Raw genomic sequence first — 23,593 nt, 5'->3', positions numbered from 1 at the left:
TGTCCGCGTGCGCGGCGGCTTCGTGACCGCACCCCTGTCGCTTTGTCCCCCGGTGTTCAGTTCGACGGATCCAGGGAGCGGAGAAGTCCGAGCAGCCCCTGCGCCGGCTGCAACTGGTCGTCGGTCACGGGGTCCGGGCTGAAGTGCATCAGGCTGTTGCGGAACTGCCGGCACTCCTCAAGGGCCGTCAGGAAGTACTCCTGGTCGATGGCCCAGCCCACAGCGGTCCAGTTCTCGGCCACCTTGAGCAGATGCCCGTACGCTCCGAAGGTCAGATTCGCCGCCGAGTTCACCCGGGAAGCCCGCCGCCCGGGAACCACCGCGCGGATCCGATCGAGCGGGATACACCGGTCGACCACCCGCCGCAGTCGTTGCTCGATCTCCTCGACGAGCACGAACGGACGGACACGGGTTCCGAACTGAACTGTCAGGTCGGCCGCGGTGACCAGACCGCAGACCTTGTGGTCGTGATCCCGTACGAGCACGTACCCGGACTGCTGGACGGTGCCGATCCAGTCCAGCAGGTCGTCCGAGCGGTCGGCCTCCTGGCCCCTGACCGTGGCGGATTCGAGGTTCGCGTGGGGATCGGCCATGTGGGCGCGCCCGATGGACTCCCAGCTGACGACGCCCCGCAGCCGTCCGTCCGCGTCGAGCACGGGCAACTGGCTGTAACCGCGCAGCGCCATGAGGGTCCTGGCGGTCTTGAGGTCGGCCCCCACCCGCACGAACTCGGGCATGCGGTTCGCGGAGTCCAGGTTGCTCACGTGGTAGGCGACGGTCTGTGTCTCGTCTTCGCCGTCGGTCTCCACGGCGCCGGGTGACATCGCGGCGGTGTCCGTGAAGCGGGTCAGGGCGCTGGTTCCCGACGCGTCGGGCTCGGAACCGCCCGCCAGTACGGCGATCCTGCTTTCGAGGCTGCCCTCCGTGAAGGGGGGCACGGTCACCAGACCGCGCTGGTCGAGATCGCTCCTGATCTGCTCGACGGCGGCCGGGTACCGGCGCTGGACACCCCAGACGGCGAGGAAGTCCCGGATGGACAGGGTCAGCGGCTCACCCTCGGGGCGGCGGCGTACCTCTTCGTGCAGTTTGGCCGGTTCCGTGAGGCCGGCCGCGACCTCGTCGGCATCGGGTCGTCCAGGATCGGGTTTGCCGTCGGCCAGGGCGGCCACGCGCTCCGCCGCCCCGAACCTGCTGAGCTCGAACACCGTCAGCCCCTCTCCGAGTTCGCCCCCGGCAACCACTACTACACCCAGGGCTACAAGCACCGTGTCACCGGACTGGACATCGGCAGCCCCGGCCGGCCTGCCTGGCTGTGGTGGCGCGTCTGCCCCGACTGCGGTCACGTCCGTACCCACCGTGCCGAGGAGGACACCTCGCCCTGCCCCCGCTGCCGGTCCGCGGCCATCGGGGACATCGGCTGCCTGCACAAGGTTCTCGTGCCGCGCCGCGTCACCTCCCGGGACGAACGCGACGATGTCCGCGTACGCGACGACAGCGATGAGCGGGAGCGGCGTCACTACACCGTCGTTCCCGCCGTGGACATCGACGCGCACGACATCGAGCAGGCCTGGAAGCACGAACACGCCACCTTCGGATGGGAGTTCACCCGGCAGGCGCACATCCGTCACCTCAACGTGGGAGCCACCCGGGTGGACGGCGGCACGGAGGCTCCCTTCGCCGGGCTGGAGGTCCGCCTCAACCCTTTCTGGGTCTGCGACACGTGCGGATTCGCCGATCCGGACGGCGGACCCGCCGCGCACGATGCCGACGACACGTCGGCACACGCCAAGTACCACCGGCCATGGTGTCCCAAGCGGCGCGCCGGGGCCGACGCCGCGCGACGGGGCGAGCGGGTGCTGCTCGCACACGAACTGCGCACCGACGCACTCCGCGTTCTCATCCCCGCCGTCACCGCACACACCCGGGAACGACTCGCTTCCTTCAAGGCACTGCTGCTGGCCGGTATCGCCCGCAGCTACGGCGGCGATCCCGACCATCTCGCGATCGTCACCGACTCCATGCCCGAGGAGCGCGGTGAGAGCCCGCTCCGCCGCCACTTCCTCGTCCTCTACGACACGCTTCCCGGCGGCACCGGATATCTGCACCGCCTCGCCGGCCAGGACGGTCTCAAAGGTGTCCTGGAGGACGCCCGACAGGTGATCGAGACGTGTGTGTGCGTCGGCCAGGGCCGGCCCGCGTGCCACCGCTGCCTGCTACGGCACGTCACCGGCAGCGAGTACGAACTCGTTTCCCGCGAGCACGCACTCGACATGCTCGGCGACCTGTTCGGCCGTACCACGGACCGCTGGAGCGTCGGACCGGTCGCCACCACGCGGGACATCACCCTGGTGCACCAGGTGGAGAGCGAACTGGAGGCGCTCTTCCGGCGCGGGCTGCTGGAATGGGCGGAACGGGTGGACGACGTCAGCGTGCGTACCGCGCTCACCGCCGACGGCACCAGGGACACCACCCTGCGCTTCACCGCACCCGACGGGACCGTCCGCGGCTGGCAGATGGAGACCCAGAGCCCGCTCGGCTTCACCCGGCCGGACGTGGTCTTCCGCAGTACCGACGACGACCGCCGGGTGGCCGTCTATCTCGACGGTTACCGGTACCACGCCAGCCCCGAGCACCTCACCGCCGAGGCCGACGCGGTGAAGCGCACCCGGCTGCGCGCGGAGGGCTGGCAGGTGTTCCAGCTCACCTGGGACGACGTACAGGCATGGACCGGAAGGACCAGGCCCCAGGCCGAGCCCGTGTGGAAGCCGTACCCGAACACCGCACAGAAGACCGCCATGGACGTCCACCGGGGCATGCACGCCGGAGACACCCGTGATCTGCCGCGGCTGGTGTGGGCCAACCCGGTCGACACCCTGATCGGCTACCTCACCGACCCGGACCCCGACGCGTGGCGGCGCCGCACCCAGAGCGCCCTCGCGGGGTTCGCCGCCGTGTCGGCGACCAGCAGGGCCCTGGCCGACGGCGAGGAGACCGGACGCAGGATCAGCGAGGCGCTGCACGGGCACCGGCTGGCCAAAGGACAGGGGGCCGTCCAGGTCATGGCGACCCGGGACGCGTCGGGCTGCCCGCTCACCATCGCGCTCGACCTGCGCAGGGGACAGAACGGAGCGGCCTGGACGGCACTGACCGTCCTCGACGACAGCGCGGACACGGTCACCGCCGACGAAGCCGCCCACCGCAGGCGCTGGCAGGCATGGCTCTACTGGAGCAACCTGCTCCAGTTCCTCGACGCGGGGGAAGGGGACGGGGTCCAGCTCACGACCGGCATGCTGCCCGGATTCGACCCGGCCGAGCTGGCGGTCACCGGCGGGGCCGGATGGCTCACCTCCCAGCGGAAACACGAACCCGCCGCGGACGGACAGCGGACGGCGGCGGAGCGGGAGAACGCGGGTGGCCGGCGGAACGAGGCGGAGGTACCGGCGGCCGTGCGCGACCCCGCCTGGGACGAGGTCATCGAGTTCCTCGTCGACGATCCCGGTCTGCCCGCCCTCGCCCGGAACCTCGCCCATCGTGGCCTGCCCGCACCGGAGGCCGGCTACGAGCTGGGAGAGCCCGCCTGGCCGGCCGAACTCGCCTGGCCCGCCCAGCGGGTCGGCGTCGTCCTCGGGCACCGTCCGGACCCGGTGACGAAACGGGACATCGACGCCGAACAACGGGACCGGGCCTACCGGGACGCGGGCTGGCAGGTCCGTACCGCGGCGCAATGGGGAGCCGACGAACTCGCCGCGCTGGTGGGCGGCGAGGCGGCCGAGGTGACGCACGATCACGAGGAGAACGAACGATGACGGTCAGCGGCGCCCCGAGGACGGGCGTGACACTGCGCCTGCTGGACAAGGCCGACAAGGAGATCGTGAAGCTGGACCGCGCGGTCCTGGGCGCCTTCTACAAGTTCCAGCACGACTTCCGCCGTAACCCCGACGCCGGCGGCTTCGACCTCAAGCGGCTGGAAGGCCACGACCGGCTCTGGTCCGCACGCGTCAACCGCGAGTGGCGGGCCCTGATGATCCGCCTCGGCGGCGACGACTGGCTGCTCGTCTCGGTCAAGCACCGCGGCCACGTCCACCAGAACCTGGACCGGTTCAACTACGGCATCAACCACATCACCGGCGCCATCGAGTACGTCGACCTCCAGGTCGTCGAGGAGAGCGTGCTGCGTCGCGGACTCACACCGCTCGCCGCGCCCGCCCCGGCTCCGACGCCCCACGCCGCTCCGGAACCGGCCCTGCCGCAGCAGGCGGAAGAGCCCCTCTTCGCCGTGTACACCGACGAACAACTCGCGGACCTCGGCGTCGTCGGATCCCTCATCCCGATCGTCCGGAAACTCACCACGGACGACGAACTGCTCGGTCTCGCCGAGTACGCTCCCCGCCACACCGGGGAAGTCCTCCTCCGCCTGCGCGACGGTGTTCCCTACGAAGCGGTCATGGAACAGGTCGCCGCGCCCGTCGCGGTGGCCGAAGCGGAGCAGGGCCCCGACTCCGACGACTGGCAGGCGGCCGTCGACCGCTCCCAGACGGTGGTGATCACCGACGACGAATTCCTGCAGAGCATTCTGGAGGAGGGCGACTTCGGGCGGTGGAAGATCTTCCTCCACCCCACCCAGGAAAAGCTGGTCCACCGGCGCTACTCCGGCCCGGCCCGGGTCGGCGGCGGGCCGGGGACGGGCAAGACGATCGTCGCCCTCCACCGCGTGTGCCATCTGGTACGCAAGCTCCCTCCCGGCCGCGACAAGCCCCTGCTGCTCACCACGTTCAACCGGAACCTCGCCGCCGACCTGCGGGCCCGGCTCCTCTCACTGGGCGGACCCGACGTGCTGGCCAGGGTCGACATCGCCCATGTCGACCAACTCGCCACCCGTATCGTCAGCGAGGCCGACCCGGGCAACGCGAAGCGGCGGATCGACGACACGGCCGCGCTCCGTGAGTGGAGGGAACTGCTGGTGGAGGCGGGGGAGAACCGCTGGAGCGCAGAGTTCCTCAGCGACGAGTGGAACCAGGTCATCCTCGGCCAGGCCGTGACCTCCCGGAGCGACTACTTCACCGCCCGGCGGGCCGGCCGTGGACGCAGCGTCACACGCGCCGAACGCGCCGGCATCTGGCAGCTCGCCGAACGTTTCACCCAACGGCTGGAGACCAAGGGACTGGAGACGCACCGCCAGGTTGCTGAGCGAGCCGCGCGGCTGGAGATGGCCCGCAAGGCCAGGATCGACAGACGGTCGGAGGAACGCGAGGAGCGCGGCGGCCTGGACAACCTCCACGTCGAGGCCGGTTCCGGAGCCTGGCTGCGCTACCGGTACCGGCACGTCGTGGTCGACGAGGCCCAGGACCTCAGCGCCGCACACTGGAAGATGCTGCGCGCCATGGTGCCGTCCGAACCCGACGACATCTTCCTCGTCGGCGACACGCACCAACGGATCTACGACAACCAGGTCACCCTCGGCAGCCTCGGCGTCCACATCCGCGGCCGGTCCTCCAGGTTGACACTCAGCTATCGCACGACCCGGGAGATCCTTCGCGACGCCATCCGGGTGCTTGGCGACGCCGACTACGACGACCTGGACGGTGACGCCGACACTCTCGCCGGGTACCGTTCGGTCCTCCACGGCCTGACACCCGCGCTGCGCGGTGCGCGGAGCTGGGACGAGGAGATGGACCTGGTTGTGGAGCAGTTGCGGGCCTGGCACGACGTGCCCCGTGAGTCCACGGCGATCTGCGTTCCGACCAACGACATGGTCACCCAGCTCGCAGGCCGCCTCGCGCGAAGCGGCATCACCCCGACGGAGATCACACAGGACGGGCCACGAGGTGACCAGGGCGTTCACATCGGCACCATGTACCGCTTCAAGGGCCTGGAGTACCGCTGTCTGATCATCGCCGGGGTGGCCGAGGGGCTTGTGCCCCGTACCTCCGTGGACGCCTGGGAACGCACGGACCCGAGCAGGCACCAGCGAGAGCTGCACCGGGCGCGCTCGCTGCTCTTCGTCGCGGCGACCCGCGCCCGCGACGCACTCGCCATCACGTGGCACGGTGACCCGAGTCGCTTCCTGGCACCGTTGCTTCCGCCCCGGTGAGAAGGGCGTCCCCGAGGGAAGGTGGAGGCGAGCAGCCGGAAATCTCACACACCGCACACGCGTGAGCACAGATCAGGAAGAATGGGCCGACGATGACTTCCCAGACGTCCGAGACCCCGCACCACTCCGACTACACCCCCTTCACTCACCTCACCACCCCCAACGCACCCCTCTACCGGCAGGTGATGCGCGCCTTCCTCACCGCGAAGGAGCGCTTCGCCGTACATCTGCGGCCCGAGGACGTGCACGTGGCTCTGGACGCGGGGAGCCGGCCCGCCGACGTCGACACGGTGACGCAGGCGCTGGACAGACTCGTGGGGTGGGGGAATCTGCGGGCCGACCCGGACCACGCGCGGGTCACGGCGGTCGAGGACTTCTACCGCAGGCGGTTCATCTACCAGCTCACCCGGGCCGGTGAGGCCACCGAGGCGGCACTGGGGACGTACGACGAGATACTGGGGCGCCGCGGGGAGCTGCAGGCGGTCGCGCTGCACGACATCGTGACCCAGTTGCGGGCGTTGCTGGTGATCGCCGCGGAGGACGAGCCGGACCCGGCCAAGGCGTACGTCGCCCTGTCCGTGCTGACGGCGCGGTTCACCGACCTCGCCGACAACGCCCGTGCCTTCATGGGTTCGCTCCAGCGGACCATCGATCTGCACGACATCGAGGTCGAGGCGTTCCTCGCGTACAAGGACCGGCTGATCCAGTACCTGGAGCGGTTCATCCAGGACCTCATCACGCTCGGCGGGCGGATCGCCCTGCTGATCGGGGAGCTGGAGGAGCAGGGCCGGGTGGGACCGCTGCTGGGTCTTGCCGCCGTCCGGGAGGCCGGGGACGCCGCTCCCGAGGAGGCCGGGCACGCGGAGTCGGTGGCGTACGAGAAGTGGGCGGCCCGGTGGTCCGGTCTCGCCCAGTGGTTCGTGTCGGGGGAGGGACATGAGGCGCAGGCCAGGCTGCTGCGCGGGCGGGCGCTCGGGGCGATCCCCCAGCTCCTCGCCGTTGTCCGGCAGTTGAACGAGCGACGGGCCGGACGGTCCGACCGTTCCACCGACTTCCGTACGCTGGCGCGCTGGTTCGCGCAGGCGCCGGACGACGCGGCACGGCACCGGCTGTGGCGGGTGGCGTTCGGGCTGCACTCCTCGCGGCATCTCACCGTCGACGCCGACACCCTCGCCGAGCGGACAGCCGCACCGGAGCCGGCCTCGACCCCATGGGGCGAGGCGCGTCCGCTGCGGATCAGCCCCCAGCTGCGGCGTACGGGCAGTTACGAGCGGCGGGGCAAGCCGCGCAGAGTGGCCGACCGGGGCGAGGCCAAGCGCAGGCTCGCCGAGATCGCCGAGCGGCAGGCCGGGGAAACCAGGCAGGCGTGGGACCGCCTCGTGACGGGCGGACCGGTGCGGCTGTCCCGGCTGGGCGAACTCGATCCGCTCGCCTTCCAGCTGTTCCTGCGTCTGCTGGGCGACGCGCTCGCCACCTGGCGGCCGGGCATGACGACCACCGTGGCCACCAGCGCGGACGGCTCCATGGAGATCCGGCTGACCGCCCTCGACGCCGGCTCGACGGCCGATGTGCACACCCCCGACGGGGTGTTCAGCGGGCCCGACCATCTGATCGACATCGTCGATCTCACCCAGGGCGAGGAAGGCGGCGGCGGGGGAGCCGGGTCCGACGGGCACCTCCCCGCATCGGGAGAGCCGGGTCCGCCGACAGCCGGGCCGGCCCAGGCACCCGTTCCCGTTGCCCGACAGGCCACCGCTCTCCGGCCCGCCCCGGTCGCCGGCCGTCTCCCGGAACACCGATGACCGGCGGCCTCCTCACCGAGGTCCTCGACGGCCAGCGCCAGGCCGACCTCCGGCGGGCCGCGCGAGCGCTCCTGAAGGAGCCGTTGCTCACCGCCGACGGGCCGTACGGCGACGAGTTCCGGCTGGTGCGCCGGCACGCCGCCGAGCTGCGGGAGTGGTTCGAGCGCAATACGGGCTGGGCGCTGCGCGTGGACGCCGACGCCGCGCGGCTGCGCAAGACACCGGGTACCCTCGGCGACGCCACGTACCCGGCCCGGGAGGCCGCCCGGACCGCCCAGCCCTTCACCCGCCGCCGCTACGTCCTGTTCTGCCTGACGCTGGCCGCACTGGAACGTGGCGAGTCGCAGGTGGCGCTCGGACGCCTCGCCGAACAGGTCGTCGTGGCCGCCGCCGATCCCGAACTGGTCGCCGCCGGGATCATGTTCACGCTGGAACGGCGTGACGAGCGACTCGACCTCGCGGCCGTCGTGCGGCTGCTGCTGCGGCTCGGTGTGCTGCGGCGGGTCGCCGGCGACGAGGAGGCGTACGTCAGCGGCGCGGGTGACGTGCTGTACGACGTGCGCCGGCGTGTACTGGCCGCACTGCCCGCGACGCTGCGCGGGCCCTCCATGGTCGAGGCCGAGGACTTCGAGGGACGCCTGGTGGAGATGACCGCCCGCACCGCGCTCGACAGCGACGAGCTGAGGTTCCGCGCGATCCGCTGGAAGCTGACCCGCGTCCTCCTCGACGATCCGGTGCTCTACTACGACGACCTGACCGACGGCGAACTCTCCTACCTCACCAGGCAGCGCGGGTTCATCACCGCGCGGATCAGCGAACTGACCGGGCTGGTCGCGGAGGTGCGGGCCGAGGGCGTCGCCATGGTGGATCCGCTGGACGACCTGACAGACGTACGGATGCCCGAGCAAGGCACGCACGGTCACATCACCCTGCTGCTGGCCGGGCACCTGGCACGGGCCGGGGGCCCCGTCGAACCGGCGGAGCTGGCGGCCCGCGTACGGGAACTGGCCGTGGAACACGGCGGTTTCTGGTCCAAGTCGGCGAGGGAGCCCGGCTCGGAACCCGAACTCGTGGAGCAGGCGCTGACCAAACTGGTGGCGCTGGGACTCGCCGAACGCACGGAACGGGGCGTCGAGCCCCGCCCCGCGCTCGCCCGGTACGCGGTCGGCGAGCCCGTCGTCAGGGAACCGGGCCCCGTCCGCCACCAGTCCCCCGCGCCGCACGGCCTCACCGTGAAGGACGAGAAGTGAACCAGCCCACGACCGCCCTGCCCATCCCCTCGCCCGGCCGGTGGCGGCCCCTGCGCATCGGGCTCGTCGATCTGTTCCACTACGACACCGAGGAGTTCTGGTTCCGTGACGGCCGACTGCTGTTGCGCGGGAACAACGGCACCGGCAAGTCCAAGGTGCTTGCCCTCACCCTGCCGTTCCTGCTGGACGGCGACCTCGCCGCCCGACGCGTGGAACCCGACGGCGACCCGGGCAAGCGGATGGAGTGGAATCTGCTCCTCGGCGGTGAGCACCCGCACCCCGAACGCCTCGGCTACACCTGGATCGAGTTCGGACGGTTCGACGAAACCACCGGCGAGGGGCATTTCCGTACGCTGCTGTGCGGGCTCAAGGCGGTCGCCGGACGCGGTATCGCCCGCCACTGGTTCGCTCTGACGGACCAGCGGGTCGGCGCCGGACTCGATCTGCTGGACGCGACCGGCACCGCACTGTCCCGGGACCGGCTCGCGGAGGCCATCGGCGGCCGGGGCATGGTGCACGACACGGCGAAGACGTACCGCAGAGCGGTCGACGAGGCTCTCTTCGGGCTCGGGGAGCGGCGCTACGGTGCTCTCGTCGACCTGCTGATCCAGCTACGTCAGCCGCAGCTGTCCAAACGCCCCAGCGAAGCCGTCCTCTCCCGCGCCCTGACCGAGGCGCTGCCACCGATGGACCAGGCGGTCATCGCCGACGCGGCGGAGGCGTTCAGGTCGCTGGACGAGGAGAAGGAGGAGCTGCGGGCGGCCCGCGAGGCCGAGCAGGCGTCTTCGGCGTTCCTGGAGCACTACCGGCGTTACGCCCGCCTCGCCTCCCGGCGCCGCGCCCGTCTGCCCCGTCGGGAACACGCCCGGTACGAGAGTCTCCAGCGGGAACTCGTCAAGGCGCAGGCGGACCGGGACCAGGCCGTGGCCGACCGCGAGGAAGCCCGTGCGAGGGGTGCCGCTCTCGACGAGCGGGCCGCGCGGCTGGCCGCCCAGGATGCCGCGCTGCGGTCCGGGCCCGAGATGCGCGACGCCCGCGCACTCGATCAGGCGGCGGCCGACGCCTCCCGCACCGCCGGGGAAGTGAACCGCGCCGAGACGGACCGGCGGACGGCGGCCGAGGCGCACACCCGGGCCCTGGGCCGGCTCGCCACCGCCGGCAACCGGCTCACCGCGGCAGGGGAAGCCCTCGACGACATCCGGCGCAGGGTGGCCGAGAACGCGGCGGCGGCTCGGGTCGACGTCCCCAGGACGGAGGGCGCGCCCGACGCGGTCCTGCGCAAGGAGGCCGACGAGACGACGGCAAGCAGGCGGCGCGCCGTCGAGCATGTGACGGAACTCGTCACCCGGGCCGAACGGGCCGAGGAGCGGCGCCGGGCGGCACGGCTGCGCGCCGACGAGGCCGACGAGGAGGCTGTGCACAGCGGGGAGCGACTGGCCGAGGCACGGGAGAATGTCGCGGAGGCGCGGCGGGCGCTGGTCACGGCCGTGCGGGAGCAACTCTCCGGGTGTGCGGAGCTGCGGGTGCCCGGGCTGCCGGGGGTCCTGGACGCGGTGCAGGACTGGGCGAGCGGCATGGACGGCCCCCTTCCGGCCCGTACGGCGGCGGCCGAGGCGCATCGCACGGCCGCCTCCCGGCTGGCCGACCGCGCGGCCGGGCTGGCCCACCGCGAGGCGGCGCGGGCCGAGCGGCAGCGACGGGCGGCCGAGGAGCTGGCCGCCCTCGAAACGGGCGGGGAGCGCGGCCCGGTGGCCCCGTACACGCGTACGGCCGGTGCACGGGAGCGGAGCCTCGGCGCGCCGCTGTGGCGGCTCGTCGACTTCCACTCGCACGTCACCGAGGCGGACCGCGCGGGACTGGAGGCCGCTCTGGAAGCCTCGGGGCTCCTCGACGCCTGGGTACGGCCGGACGGTTCCGCGGTCGCGGAGGACGGCCATGACGTGCTGCTGGACCCGGGCGGACCGCTCGGCGCGGCCGGTCTCGACCGCGTGCTCCGCCCGGCCGTCAACCCCGTGGACATGGGCGCCGCCTCCGTGGGGGAGGAGACGGTCGCGCGCCTGCTCGCCTCCATCGGACTGGCCGGCGGGAGCGCCGACCGGTCCGGGGCGGCCTCCTGGGAAGGCGGCGGCCATGACACCTGGGTCGGCGCCGACGGGCGCTTCCGCGTCGGCGCGCTCACCGGAAGCTGGACCAAGGACAGGGCCCAGTACGTGGGGGAGGGAGCACGGGAACAGGCACGCCGCGTCCGGATCGGTGAACTGCGCGCCGAACTCGATGTGCTGACAGAGGAACGGGAGAAGCTGAGCGAGGAGTCCCGCGCCGTGGCCGGGCGCCGCACCATGCTCGACGCCGAACTCGCCGCGGTGCCCGGTGACGACGACCTGCGGCACGCTCACGCGCGCGTCATCGCCGCCGCCGACGCGGTCCACCGCGCCCGTACCCGTCAGGATGAGCGGGCCGCGGACCTGGCCCGGGCGGCGGACCGCGCCGACCGTGCGATCACCGAGCTCACCGGGACCGCGGCCGCCCTCAGCCTCCCCACCGACCCGGCGGGACTGGGCACGGTGGGGCAGGCGCTCGCCGATCACGCCGCGCTCCTGGCCGCGCTGTGGCCCGCGCTGCGCGAACGCGCCGACGCCGAGGGCGCGGTGACCGCCGAGCAGGCGGACACCGGTCGGGCCGAACTCCTCGTGTCCGCACTCGCCGAGCGGGCGGTGGAGGCGGCCCGGACGGCCGCGGCGGCGGATGAACACCTCACGACACTCCGCGCGACCGTCGGAGCCGCCGTCGCCGAGCTCCAGCGGCGACTGGCGGAGACGGCCGAGGCCGTCAGTGCCTGCGGACGCGAACTGCGCCAGGCCCGGACGGACTTCGGTGACGCGGACCGTCGGGCCAGTCACGCCGAGGGACGCATCGAGCGGCTCGCCGAGGACGTCACCGAGGCGACCGCCGCCCGCGAGGAGGCCGTCGCGGCGCTCCAGCGGTTCGCCTCGACGGGGCTGCTCGCCGTCGCGCTGCCCGACATCGCCGTACCGGACGACGACGGCGGGACCTGGGCGGCCACCCCGGCCGTCGCCCTCGCCCGTGCGGTCGAGTCCTCGCTGTCCTCCGTCGACGACTCGGACGCGGCGTGGGAGCGCGTGCAGAAGCGGTTGAGCGAGGAGTTCGGCAGGCTCCAGGACGCGCTGTCGCGGCACGGCCACACCGCCACCGCCCGTCCGAGCGAGGACGGCATGCGGGTCGACATCGTCTACCAGGGCCGCGAACGGGCCGTGCCCGAACTCGCCGAGGCACTCGCCGTCGAGGTCGCCGAACTGACCCGCATCCTGTCCGCACACGAGCGCGACATCCTCCAGACCCACCTGATCACCGAGGTCGCCGGGACGCTCCAGGAACTGATCGGCGCCGCCGAAGGGCGGGTGCTCGCGATGAACAGGGAGCTGGAGGAGCGCCCGACCTCGACGGGGATGAAGCTGAGGCTGGTGTGGCGGGCCTCCCGCCGGGCCCCGCAGGGACTGGCACAGGCCCGTGAACGGCTGCGGCAGTCCGCCGACGCGTGGTCGCCCGAGGACCGGGCCGCGGTCGGCGCGTTCCTCCAGGAACAGATCGCCCGCCGACAGGCCGACGACAGCGCCGGCAGCTGGCTGGAGGACCTCACCGCCGCTCTCGACTACCGGGCCTGGCACGAGTTCGGCGTGGAACGCCACCAGCACGGCAAGTGGGTACCGGCGACCGGGCCCGCCTCGGGCGGAGAACGAGTCCTGGCCGCGTCCGTCCCCCTGTTCGCCGCCGCCTCCTCCCACTACGCGAGCGCGGGCGGCGCCCACGCCCCGCGCCTGGTCACCTTGGACGAGGCGTTCGCCGGCGTCGACGACGACTCGCGCGCCAAGTGCCTGGGCCTGCTGCGTGCCTTCGATCTCGACGTCGTCATGACCAGCGAGCGGGAATGGGCGTGCTACCCGCAGGTTCCCGGCATCGCCATCGCCCAGCTCTCGCGCGTCGATGACATCGCCGCCGTGTTGGTGACGCGGTGGGAGTGGGACGGCAGCGACCGCCGGCGCGGCACGGAGCCGGGTACGCGGGCGCGCACGCGACCGGGCGCGTCCGGGCCGGACGCTTCCGTCGAGGTGCCCGGGCGGACCGCCGCGGAAGACACCGGAGGACAGGAGTCCCTGTGGACGTGAATCATCCGGCGACACCACCGAACCGCGACGGAGGACGGGCGGCGGCGGGTAGCGCGGCCCGGACGGACACCCGGTGCCCGGACGGAGCACCGGACGGGACCGCCGCCCCGGTGGACGCGGCAGCGCCCCCGTCACCCACCGGAGCAGCGACCGGCGTCGACGCCGGGCGTCTCGGCCGTCTGCTCGGTGATCCCGGTCTGGTGTGGCTCGTGGACCGCGCCCGGCGGCGGATGGCCCGCGGCCGGCCTCTCACCGGCTCCGTCACCTTGTCCGACCCCGACGCATCCCAGCGGCGCGCCGTCGACCGCCTGCTGGGGCGGGGGCCGCGGTCCGGTGGTTCGCTGAACGTCCGCCTCGACACGGTGGACACGATTCTGCGTCGCTCCGGTGTCAGCCCCGACGGACTGGCGGCCGCCGTGGTGGCCCTCACCGGCCCGGTCGCACTCCACGCCGAGACACGCGGCAAGGAAGCGCGGGCCTGGGAGGACGCGTACGCCCCGCTCGGCCTCCTCGACGCGGAACTGGCCCACTGGGCCGAGCGGATCCACGGGAACGGTCTCGTTCGGCGCCTCGCACGTACGCCTGAGGCCGCGGCCCTCCTGGTGGAGGCCGCGGTGCGCGCGTTGCGTACGCTGCCCGCGTCACCACCGACATCCCGGGCGACGTTCGCGGCGCAGACCCTTTCGGACGCTCATGCCCTGGACGAGGGGACACCGCTCGCCACGCTTGTCCTGTCCGGTGTCCGTGCCCTCACCGGATTTCCCGACGGTTCCGGCGCACAGTGGCGGCGGGAGGCGTGGGCCTCGGCGGGGCTGCTCAAGGACGACCTGTCGTCGACCGTCCTCACCCTCAACCTCCGCGGTACCCCGTCCCTCGACTGGATGGCCGCTGCGGGGGAACCGGCGGTGCTGACGCTCCGCTCTCTCACCCGTCGCGCACCGGTCGCGGCCGTCGCGACGACGGGAACCGTTCATGTCTGCGAGAACCCGGCCGTGCTGTCCGCCGCCGCCGACACCCTCGGCCCGGCGTGCCCACCGATGGTGTGCCTGCAGGGCCAACCGTCGGCCGCCGCCCTCACCTTGCTGCGCGGCCTGTCCATGGGAGGTGCCGGGCTTCTCTACCACGGGGATTTCGACTGGGGCGGTGTACGGATCGCGTCGTCCCTGGCGCGATGCGTCCCCTGGCGTCCGTGGCGCTACACGGCCGCCCATTACCGGGCAGCGGTGACCACGGTGCCCGATGCTCCGGCCCTGACGGGTCCGCCCGCCGCGACCCCCTGGGACCCGGCCCTGGCGGTCGAGCTCGCCCAGCACGGTGTCCGGGTCGAGGAGGAAGCGGTGCTGGACGACTTGCTCGCGGACCTCGGGCCGGGTGCCGTTGAGTGTGTTCCCGCACGGTGAGGCGGCCGGAGACCGGCCGGTGCCGTCGGCGCTCGGGCGCCGCCGCGGCGACCGCCTGGCGTCGCCGCGACCCGGGCACGGGACGCGCTCACGATCTCGTGGAGCGGGGAACCGAGCCGCTTTCTTCGCCCGCTGGGAGCGCGGTGAGCCCTGGGCCGGCCGCTCACGCCCGCCCCTTCGCGGGTTCCTGACCCGGTGCCCGCGGGATTCGACCTCGGTGTGCGAATATCTATGCGCGGCTGTTGAGGTAGGCGCCGGCGGGTGCCGGCGAGGACAGCGGTGAGATCACTTGAGTCGACAGAAGAGGTGTCCCGTGGCGGTCGTCGGCGAGGAACTGCGGATGATGACGCACGTGGCCCGGCTGTATCACCTTCAGGGCGTGCGGCAGCCGGAGATCGCGGCGCGGCTGGATCTGTCGCAGGCGAAGGTGTCCCGGCTGCTGAAGAAGGCGCAGGACCGGGGCATCGTGCGGATCACCGTGATGCCGCCGTCCGGTACCCACCCGGACCTGGAGGACGGACTGCAGGAGCGGTACGGACTGAAGCTCGCCCTGGTCGTGGACACCGCTCCGGACAATGAGCACATGTTGCTCGGCGATCTCGGTGCGGCGGCGGCCTACTACCTTCAGACCACGTTGCGCTCGGCCGAGACCGTGGGCATTTCGTCGTGGAGCGCCACTCTGCTGGCCATGGTGCGGGCGATGCAGCCGGTCCCGGGACTGAAGGATGTGCGCATCGTCCAGACGGTGGGCGGCATAGGTGATCCGGCCGCGGCGGGGCACGCCTCGCGCATGACCGGGCAACTGGCGCAGTTGGTGAACGGCGAGGCCGTCTATCTGCAGGCGCCCGGTGTGGCCGGGGCGGCGGAGAGCGCCGAAGCGCTGCGCGAGGACCCGTTCGTGTCCGCGACCCTGGGGGAGCTGGGCGACCTGGACGTGGTGCTGGTCGGCATCGGAGAGATCACCCCGTCCAGCACGCTCGCCCGCAGCGGCAACGCCTTCTCCGAGGAGGAGCGCGCCGGACTGGCCGAGCTGGGAGCGGTGGGCGATGTGTGCCTGCGCTTCTACGACGCTCAGGGCCGGCCGGTCGAGTCCGAGCTGGACTCCCGGGTCGTCGGCATCACGCGTGAGCAGCTTGCCGCCGCCCGCCGGAAGATAGGGGTGGCGGGCGGCAGGCGCAAGCACGGGGCCATCCGGGCGGCCGTGGTGGGTGGCCTGGTGGATGTGCTGGTGACGGATCAGGAGACGGCGGCGGCCTTGATGGCCTGATCGCCGGGGTACGGCCCCGGCCGGTACGGCGTCGACGCCGTACCGGCCGGGAGGGTCGCGGCGGCGCGGCCCACGCGGCCGACACTTCTCACCGCGCCGCCGGCCGGGGCTGTCGCCCAGGCTGCCGAGGACCGGCCCGGCCGGCGCGACGGGCAAAGCTTGACCTGGCCGTCGACGGGCGATATCGCTCCGCCGGCGGGCCGCGGGTGGGTCCTACGGGGCCCTGAGGCGTGACGGGCGCCGGGAACCGCTCACCAGCAGACGTAGCCGCCGTCGACGACCAGGTCGCATCCGGTCACGAAGGACGCGGCGTCGGAGGCGAGGAAGACCGCGGGGCCCGCCATCTCCTCGACCTCGGCGATACGGCCCAGAGGGGTGTCGGCGGCGTACGCCTTGAGACGCTCGGCCACCTCGGGCCGCTTGTTCATCGGCGTCAGGGTGTAGCCGGGGCTGATCGAGTTGACCCGGACGCCGCGGTCGGCCCACTCCGTGGCCAGGCTCTTGGTGAGGTGCATGACGCCCGCTTTGGAGGCGTTGTAGTGGGCCTGCAGCAGTCCGCGGTTGGCGATGGTGCCGGACATGGAGGCGATGTTGATGATCGATCCGCCGCCTTGGGCGAGCATCACGCGGGCCTCGGCCTGGGCGCTGAGGAAGACGCCGGTGAGGTTGATGTCGACGACGCGGCGGAAGTCCTCCGCGGGCATGTCCTCGGCGGCGGTGGCGTCGGCCACGCCCGCACAGTTGACCGCGGTACGGATCGGGCCGAGCGTCTCGACGGCGGTGCGCACGGCCTCGGCCAGGGAATCGGGGGAGGTGACGTCTCCCGCGATGCCGATGCTCCTGCCGTGCGCCGTGCTGATCAGTTCGGCGGTGGCCCGGGCGGCGTCGGCGTCGCGGTCGAAGCAGGCGACGTCGGCGCCGCAGGCGGCGAAGCCCAGGGCGATGGCCCGGCCGATGCCGCTGCCCGCGCCGGTGATGAACGCGGGCTTGCCTTTGAGGGAGAACGCCTCGGCGGTGAAGGTCATGGTGCGGCCCTTTCGGAGTTGCGGCTCTTTCGAGGTGGTGGAGCGGTGGGGTGGGCCGGCACCGCGTCCGGGTCGGTGGAGGCCCACGGGAGGCGGGGTGCGAGGCCGGTACGGCGGTGACTCGTGGGTGGTTCCACGGTCCCGGCCGGTGTCAGGCCCGTTTCCCGCGTGAGCGGGCGACCGCGTCGCGCCAGCCCGCCATGCGGCGGTCGCGCCAGGTGTCGTCCTCGTGCGAGGTGAAGCGGGTGCCCGGGGGAGTGAGAGCGGACAGGTCGGCGTCGTCCCACATGCCGAGCGCGATACCGGCCAGGTGTGCCACGCCGAGGGCGGACACCTCCGGGCGCCCGGACCGGCGCACCGGCCGGCCGATCAGCTCGGCCTGGAGCGCCATGAGGCGGTCGTTGCCCGTCGGGCCGCCGTCCGCGCACAGCTCGGCGACCGTGCCACCGAGGACGGTGTCGAAACGGGAGAGGGTGTCGGCCACCTGGAAGGCCATCGACTCGACCGCGGCGCGGGCCACCTCGGCGGGGCCGGTGTCGAGGTCCATGCCGATCAACAGCGCACGGGCGCCGCGGTCCCAGTACGGGGCGCCCAGCCCGGAGAACGCCGGGACCAGATACACCTCGGTGTCCTCCCTCGCGTCGACCGCCAGGGCGGCGATGCCGGCCGGGTCGGTGCCGAGCAGCCGGGCGGCCCAGCGGATCGCGGTGCCTGCCGAGGCGATGTTCGCCTCCAGGGCGTGGGCGGCGCCGGTGTCCCGGGTGCGACGCCACGCCAGGGTGGCGGTGATGCCTTCGGCGGGCCGGCGGCCGTCCGGGTCGAGGACCATGAGCGAGGCACCGGTGCCGTAGGTGGCCTTGACCGTGCCAGGGCGCCCCTGGCTCTGCGCGAAGAGCGCGGCGTGCGAGTCCCCGAGAACCGCCGCGATCGGCAGGCCGTCCGTGAGGCCGGGGACGTTCCGGGTGTGGCCCAGTTCCTCGCCCGCTCCGTCCGAGGCGGCGATGCGCGGGAGTGCCGCGCGGGGAATGCGGAACAGGTCGAGCAGGCAGGGGTCCCACTCCGCGTCGTCCAGACGCACGAGCTGGGTACGGGAGGCACAGCCGGTCTCGGTGGCGTCGGTGGCGCCACCGGTGAGCCGGTGCAGCAGCCAGGCCTCGACCGTGCCGACGCGCAGCCGGCCGGTGGCGGCCCGCTCGCGGTGCGGGTCGATTCGGTCCAGCAGCCACTCGGCCTTGGTCGCCGAGAACATCGGGTCGACCGGCAGGCCGGTGCGGCCGCTGATCAGCTCGGCCGCGGCCGAGACCGCCAGCCCGGCGCACCGCTCGGCGGTGCGCCGGTCCTGCCAGCTGATGAGCGGAGACAGGGCGGCGCCGGTGTCCGGGTCCCAGACCAGGACGGCCTCACGCTGGACGCTCAGCCCCAGTCCGACGACGCGCGTGCCCGCGGCGGCGGCCCGGGCGGCCAGTTCCCCGGCCACTTCGGTGACGCTGCGCCACAGGTCGGTGGGGTCCTGCTCCACCCACCCGGGCTCGGGGTACCGCTGGCTCAGTGGCCGGTGCGCGGTGGCGACGACCCGTCCGTCCTCCGCGACGAGAAGTCCTTTGGTGCCGCTGGTGCCCTGGTCGAGGGCGAGGACGGTGCCCTGGCCCACGGCACTCATGCCGCCGCTCCACGCCCTGCACCGGTCAGCTCGCGGGCGGAGCGGGTGATGGCCTCGGGGTCGATGCCGAAGTATGCGGACAGGAAGGCAGGGCTGCCGGTCGGGGTGAACTCGTCGCGCACGCCGAGGAGCTTCATCGGCACGGGGTGGTGGACGGCGAGGAACTCCGCCACGGCGCTGCCGAGCCCGCCATGGACGTTGGCCTCCTCGACGGTGACGATGCCGCCGGTCTCGCCCGCCGCCGCGAGCAGCGCCTCCTGGTCCAGCGGCTTGACGGTGGAGAAGTTGAGCACGCGGGCGTCGATCCCCTCGGAGGCCAGCTTTCCGGCGGCGGCCAATGTGGCGGAGACCGTCGTGCCCACGCCGATCAGCGTGACGTCGCCGCCGTCGCGCAGACACGCGGCGCGGCCGGCCTCGAAGGGGACATGGGGGGCCAGGGCCGGCACCTTGGTGCGGCCGATGCGCAGGTAGACGGGCCCGTCGTACTGGTGGGCCCAGAGCAGTGCCTCACGGGTCTCGGCGGGGTCGGCCGGTGCCAGAACGACCATCTCGGGCAGCGTGCGCATCCAGGCGAAGTCCTCCACGCCGTGGTGGGTCGGGCCGAGCTGGCCGTAGGCGAAGCCGGGGCTCATGGCGCACAGCTTGACATTGGTGCGCGAGTAGGCGACGTCCGCCTTGATCTGTTCCAGGGCGCGACCGGTGAGGAAGGGAGCCGCGGCGCAGACGAACGGGATGCGGCCGCCGTTCGCCAGGCCCGCGCCCGCGCCCACCATCAACTGCTCGGCGATGCCGACATTGATCAGCCGGTCCGGGAAGCGCTGCTGGAACTCCTTGAGGTTGGAGGAGCCGACGGAGTCGTTGCAGACGGCCACGGTGCGGGGGTCGCTCTCCGCGAGCTCGATCAGCGTCTCGGCGAACGTCTTGCGGCAGTCGTGCAGTTCGGCGGCTGTGGTGGTGCTCATCGGGAGGTCAGCTCCTTGAGGGCTGCGGCGGTCTGGTCCGTGGTGGGTACCTTGTGGTGCCACTCGACGCGGTTTTCGATGAAGGACACGCCCTTGCCCTTGACCGTGTCGGCGATCAGGCACCGGGGGCGGTCGTCGACCGCCCGCTCCTCGCTCAGGGCCTGGTGGAGAGCCTCGTGGTCGTGGCCGTCCACGGTGCGGACATCGAAGCCGAAGGAGGCCCACTTGGCGTCCAGCGGGTCCAGGCCCGAGGTCTCCTCGGTGGCGGCGCCCTGCTGGAAGCGGTTGCGGTCGACGATCACGGTCAGCCGGCCGAGGCGCTGCTGGGACGCGCTCATCGCCGCCTCCCAGTTGCTTCCCTCCTGCAGCTCGCCATCGCCGGTGACGACGTAGGTGCGCCGGCCGGAGCCGTCGAGCCTGGCGGCGACCGCCATCCCCACGGCGACCGGGAAGCCGTGGCCCAGCGGACCGGTGTTGGTCTCCACCCCGGGCACCTTGCGGCGGTTGGGGTGGCCGTTGAGCGGCGACAGCGGCTCCATGAACGTGGCCAGTTCCGCCTCGGGGAAGAAGCCGGCGTGCGCCAGGGTGGAGTACAGGATGCCCGCGGCGTGGCCCTTGCTGAGGACGAACCGGTCGCGCTCGGCCCACTCGGGCTCCTCGGGACGGACGTCGAGGACCGCGAAGTACAGCACGGTGACGATGTCGGCGGCGGAGTAGTCACCGCCGATGTGGCCCTGCCCGGCCCGGCTGATCATTTCCAGATCGCTGCGGCGGATCGAGTAGGCCAGTTCCCTCAGGCGCGCGGCACGCTCGGTGGGGGACGCCGCACGCAGCTCGCGCCTGATGTCGGCGAGCCGCGCCGTGGCGCCGTGGACTGGTGCGAGTGCCATGATGAATATCCATTCACTTCTGCGTTGCGATTCATTTAGTGAAGCCCGCGAATCCCGATGCGTCAAGGGGACCAGCCACCGGGCACCCGGGGAGGGAGCCGGCGCGCCGTGGAAACCGCGCGCGTCCTGGCCGCGGTCCGGAGGGCCCGGCAACGGACATCCGGGGACGGCCCGTCGTGGTGGACGCTCAGGTTCGCCGCGAGCGGCGGGGGTGGGGGCGCGGGGGCGCAGCCCGGGAGCGCCCGACGGTGCTCGGCGCGGGAGCGTGCCGGTGAGCCGGACGCTTCGTATTCCCGCACCACCCGTGCCGGTCAGGGCGACGACGACGCTGCCGGCCGCCCACGCCGTGTCCGGAGAGGACCGGCGTGGGCAGCCGGCAGCGAGGTCCTGTGTCCGTTGTGACGGTTGTGACGGTCACACCGTGGCGAGATGCATGACGGCGGAGTTCGTCGCCTCCTCCGCCGACAGGATGCCCTGCTGCCGTCCTCGGCTGAGGACCAGCACGCGGTGGGACAGCCCCAGGACCTCGTCGAGGTCGGAGCTGACCACCACGATCGCCATGCCCGACCGGGCCAGGTCCGCGATCACTTCGTAGATGGCGGCCCGCGCACCCACGTCGATGCCGCGGGTGGGCTCGTCGAGGATGATGACCTTGGGCTTGCGCTCCAGCCACTTGGCGATGACGACCTTCTGCTGGTTGCCGCCGGACAGCGTCCGCACCGGTTGTCCGGCCCGTCCCTTGACGGTCATCGTCCTGATCGCCTCGGTGGCGACCTCGGTGACACGCCGCGGCGACAGCCAGCCCTGCCGGGCGACCCGGTCGAGGTTGGGCAGGACCACGTTGTCGCCGATCGAGAGGTCGAGTACGGCACCCTGGCCCTTGCGGTCCTCGGGTACGAGGGCCACTCCCGCCTCGATGGCGTCCCGGGGGCCGCGCAGGCTCAGCACCTGGCCGTCGACCGAGACACTTCCCCCGGTCACCGTGTCGACTCCGGCGATCGCCCGCACGAGTTCCGTGCGCCCGGCGCCGACGATCCCGGCGATGCCGAACACCTCGCCCGCGCGCACGCTGAAGGAGACGTCATGGAAGGCGGGGCCGGAGAGACCCGCCACGCGCAGCACCTCGCGTTCGGCCGGCTCTCCCGTGTCGGGGAAGATCCGCTCCACGCTGCGCCCCACCATCTCCTCGACCAGCTGTGAGACGGGCACCTGCGCGGTCGCATGGGTGGCGACCCTCTGCCCGTCCCGCATCACCACGACGCGGTCGCAGATGCGGGCGATCTCCTCAAGGCGGTGGCTGACATAGATGAAGGACACGCCTTCCGCGCGCAGCGCGTCGATCCGCTCGAAGAGGTGGTCGGTCTCGTCGCCGCCCAGGGCGGCCGTCGGCTCGTCGAGGATGAGCAGCTTCGCGTCGAGCGTCAGGGCTTTGGCGATCTCGACCTGCTGCTGCGCCGCCACGCGCAGGGTACCCACCAGCCGGGTGGGGGAGATGCGCAGCCCGAGACGGTGCAGTTGTTCCTCCGCGCGGCGGTTCATCTCCGCACGGTCGATGCGTCCGCCGCGGGTGAGGAGGCGTCCCAGGAAGACGTTCTCGGCCACCGACAGGTCCGGCAGCAGTCGCATCTCCTGATGGATGAGTCCGATGCCGTGGGTGATGGCGTCCCCCGGCGACTTCGGCTCGTACGGCTGTCCCCGCCAGGTCATGTGCCCGGTGTCGGAGGCGAGCGTGCCGGCGATGATGTTGGCCAGGGTGGACTTTCCGGCGCCGTTCTCGCCGAGCAGCGCCACCACCTCGCCGGGGCGGATGTCGAGGTCGATCCGGTCGAGGGCCTGGGTCGCGCCGAAGCGCTTGGACACATCCCGGACGATCAGGCCCTCGGGTGTCCCGTCCCTCGTGACATGGCTGAGGTTCGTCATGATGCGGTCGCTCCCCGAGGCTCAGGGGTGGGTCTTGATGTACTGGTCGGCCTTCGCGCTGTCGTCCTTGGTCAAAAGGAACGCGGGCTGCAACTGCGTGGCCGGGACCTTCTTGCCGTTGATGACGTCCAGCGCGGTGTCCACCGACATCCGTCCCATCTTCTGGGTCTGCTGGACCATGGTGGCGTCGATGGTGCCGTTGCGGACGGCCTTGAGCCCCGCGACGTCGCCGTCGAAGCCGACGATCAGGCGCTTCTTGCCGTCGGCGCTCTTGACGGCCTGCGCGGCGCCCAGAGCCATCGCGTCTGCCTGGCCCCAGAGGATGTCGATGCCCGGGTGGGCCTGGAGCATGTCCTGGGACACGGTGTACGCCTTGTCCTGCGCCCAGTCGGCGGGCTGCTGCGAGACCACCTTGATCCCGGGCGCCTCTGCGAGCGCCTGGCCGAAGCCCTTCTGCCGGTCCACCTGCGGGGTGGTGCCGATCTGGCCCTGAAGGACGGCGAGTTGGCCCTTGCCGTCCTTCTGCTTGATCACCCACTCGCCGAGCGTCTTGGCGGCGGCGACGCTGTCGGTGGCGATGAAGGACTTGCCCGGCGCGTCCGCCGGGTTGCGGTCGACCGTGATGACGGGGATCTTCGCGCGTTCCGCCGCCTTCACCGGTACGCCGGCGGCCGTGGCGCCCGCGGGAATGTAGACGATCGCGCTGACCTGACGGCTGATGAAGTCCTGTATCTGGTTGACCTGGGTCGCGGCGTCACCCCGGGCATCGGCGACGATGACCTTGACGCCCTTCTTCTTGGCTTCGGCCTCGACGGACGTCTTGATCTGGTTGAAGAAGTCGGCCTGGAGATTGGCGACCGCGAGACCGATCGTCACCGGCTTGCCGTCGGTGGCGGTGGTGGTGGAGTCGGCGCCGGCTCGGTTGCAGGCGGTGGCGCCGAGGGCGAGGGCGGCCACGATGCCGGTGGCCATCCAGCGGTACGGGGACTTCATGATGGCGGTGCTCCTTCGGGAAGCGGTCCCGGCGACTCGGGGAGAGCGTCGGTTCGGTGGAGAGGTGGAGAGGTGGAGAGGGGGACGGGTGGGTCCCTCGGGGTCGGGGTCGGGTCGGGGAGAGAGACGCCCGAGCGGTGGTGACTCGG

14 protein-coding genes are annotated in these 23,593 nt (G+C 72.4%); 7 read left to right on the top strand and 7 right to left on the bottom strand.

All coding sequences use genetic code 11. The annotated features are described in order from the left end of the window. Nucleotides 1–56: 56 nt before the first annotated feature. Nucleotides 57–1,169 (bottom strand): CBS domain-containing protein, encoded by a 1,113-nt coding sequence (locus AB0P17_RS10805; RefSeq protein WP_365809601.1) that lies wholly within the window; start codon nt 1,167–1,169, stop codon nt 57–59. Between AB0P17_RS10805 and AB0P17_RS10800 the strand changes: the two genes are divergently transcribed. The 7 genes from AB0P17_RS10800 (at nt 1,080) to AB0P17_RS10770 (ending at nt 15,994) form a co-directional block, all read left to right on the top strand. After that, the gene (locus AB0P17_RS10800) at nt 1,080–3,806 is read left to right on the top strand and encodes a DUF1998 domain-containing protein (RefSeq protein ID WP_365809599.1); all 2,727 of its coding nucleotides are present in this window, start codon (nt 1,080–1,082) and stop codon (nt 3,804–3,806) included. The genes AB0P17_RS10805 and AB0P17_RS10800 overlap by 90 nt on opposite strands. After that, nucleotides 3,803–6,091 carry a UvrD-helicase domain-containing protein gene (locus AB0P17_RS10795; protein WP_365809597.1) on the top strand — a complete coding sequence of 763 codons (2,289 nt, stop codon included), beginning with the start codon at nt 3,803–3,805 and terminating at the stop codon, nt 6,089–6,091. Before AB0P17_RS10800 ends, AB0P17_RS10795 begins: the two co-directional genes overlap by 4 nt. A gap of 92 nt (nt 6,092–6,183) precedes the next feature. After that, nucleotides 6,184–7,893, top strand: coding sequence for a TIGR02677 family protein (locus AB0P17_RS10790; RefSeq protein WP_365809595.1), 1,710 nt, complete (start codon nt 6,184–6,186; stop codon nt 7,891–7,893). After that, on the top strand, nt 7,890–9,143 hold the full coding sequence (locus AB0P17_RS10785) for a TIGR02678 family protein (protein ID WP_365809594.1): 1,254 nt from the start codon (nt 7,890–7,892) through the stop codon (nt 9,141–9,143). Before AB0P17_RS10790 ends, AB0P17_RS10785 begins: the two co-directional genes overlap by 4 nt. Next, a complete protein-coding gene (locus tag AB0P17_RS10780; RefSeq protein ID WP_365809592.1) occupies nt 9,140–13,327 on the top strand; it encodes a TIGR02680 family protein in 4,188 nt (1,395 codons plus the stop codon). Before AB0P17_RS10785 ends, AB0P17_RS10780 begins: the two co-directional genes overlap by 4 nt. Further along, entirely contained in the window at nt 13,318–14,727 is a 1,410-nt protein-coding gene (locus AB0P17_RS10775) for a TIGR02679 family protein (protein WP_365809591.1), read from the top strand. Before AB0P17_RS10780 ends, AB0P17_RS10775 begins: the two co-directional genes overlap by 10 nt. Nucleotides 14,728–15,040: 313 nt before the next feature. After that, entirely contained in the window at nt 15,041–15,994 is a 954-nt protein-coding gene (locus AB0P17_RS10770) for a sugar-binding transcriptional regulator (protein WP_365809589.1), read from the top strand. Between the two features lie 251 nt (nt 15,995–16,245). Here the strand turns inward: AB0P17_RS10770 and AB0P17_RS10765 are convergent, their stop codons facing one another. The 6 genes from AB0P17_RS10765 to AB0P17_RS10740 form a co-directional block, all read right to left on the bottom strand. Beyond that, complete coding sequence (locus AB0P17_RS10765; protein WP_365809587.1) at nt 16,246–17,019, bottom strand: SDR family oxidoreductase; 774 nt, start codon at nt 17,017–17,019, stop codon at nt 16,246–16,248. 151 nt (nt 17,020–17,170) lie between these two features. Next, complete coding sequence (locus AB0P17_RS10760) at nt 17,171–18,679, bottom strand: FGGY family carbohydrate kinase (protein ID WP_365809586.1); 1,509 nt, start codon at nt 18,677–18,679, stop codon at nt 17,171–17,173. Continuing rightward, the gene (locus AB0P17_RS10755) at nt 18,676–19,641 is read right to left on the bottom strand and encodes a transketolase C-terminal domain-containing protein (RefSeq protein WP_365809584.1); all 966 of its coding nucleotides are present in this window, start codon (nt 19,639–19,641) and stop codon (nt 18,676–18,678) included. Before AB0P17_RS10755 ends, AB0P17_RS10760 begins: the two co-directional genes overlap by 4 nt. After that, nucleotides 19,638–20,531, bottom strand: a complete 894-nt coding sequence (locus tag AB0P17_RS10750) for a transketolase (RefSeq protein WP_365809582.1) — start codon at nt 20,529–20,531, stop codon at nt 19,638–19,640. The genes AB0P17_RS10755 and AB0P17_RS10750 overlap by 4 nt, the downstream gene beginning before the upstream one ends. Before the next feature lie 414 nt (nt 20,532–20,945). Next, on the bottom strand, nt 20,946–22,451 hold the full coding sequence (locus AB0P17_RS10745; protein WP_365809580.1) for a sugar ABC transporter ATP-binding protein: 1,506 nt from the start codon (nt 22,449–22,451) through the stop codon (nt 20,946–20,948). Between the two features lie 21 nt (nt 22,452–22,472). After that, the gene (locus AB0P17_RS10740; RefSeq protein ID WP_365809578.1) at nt 22,473–23,444 is read right to left on the bottom strand and encodes a sugar ABC transporter substrate-binding protein; all 972 of its coding nucleotides are present in this window, start codon (nt 23,442–23,444) and stop codon (nt 22,473–22,475) included. Nucleotides 23,445–23,593 lie beyond the last annotated feature (149 nt).

It is taken from the genome of Streptomyces sp. NPDC088124 (assembly GCF_040685895.1).
Taxonomy (GTDB): Bacteria; Actinomycetota; Actinomycetes; order Streptomycetales; family Streptomycetaceae; genus Streptomyces.
Note: the sequence above shows the minus strand (reverse complement) of the source record. Positions and strands in the feature narration are given on the sequence as shown.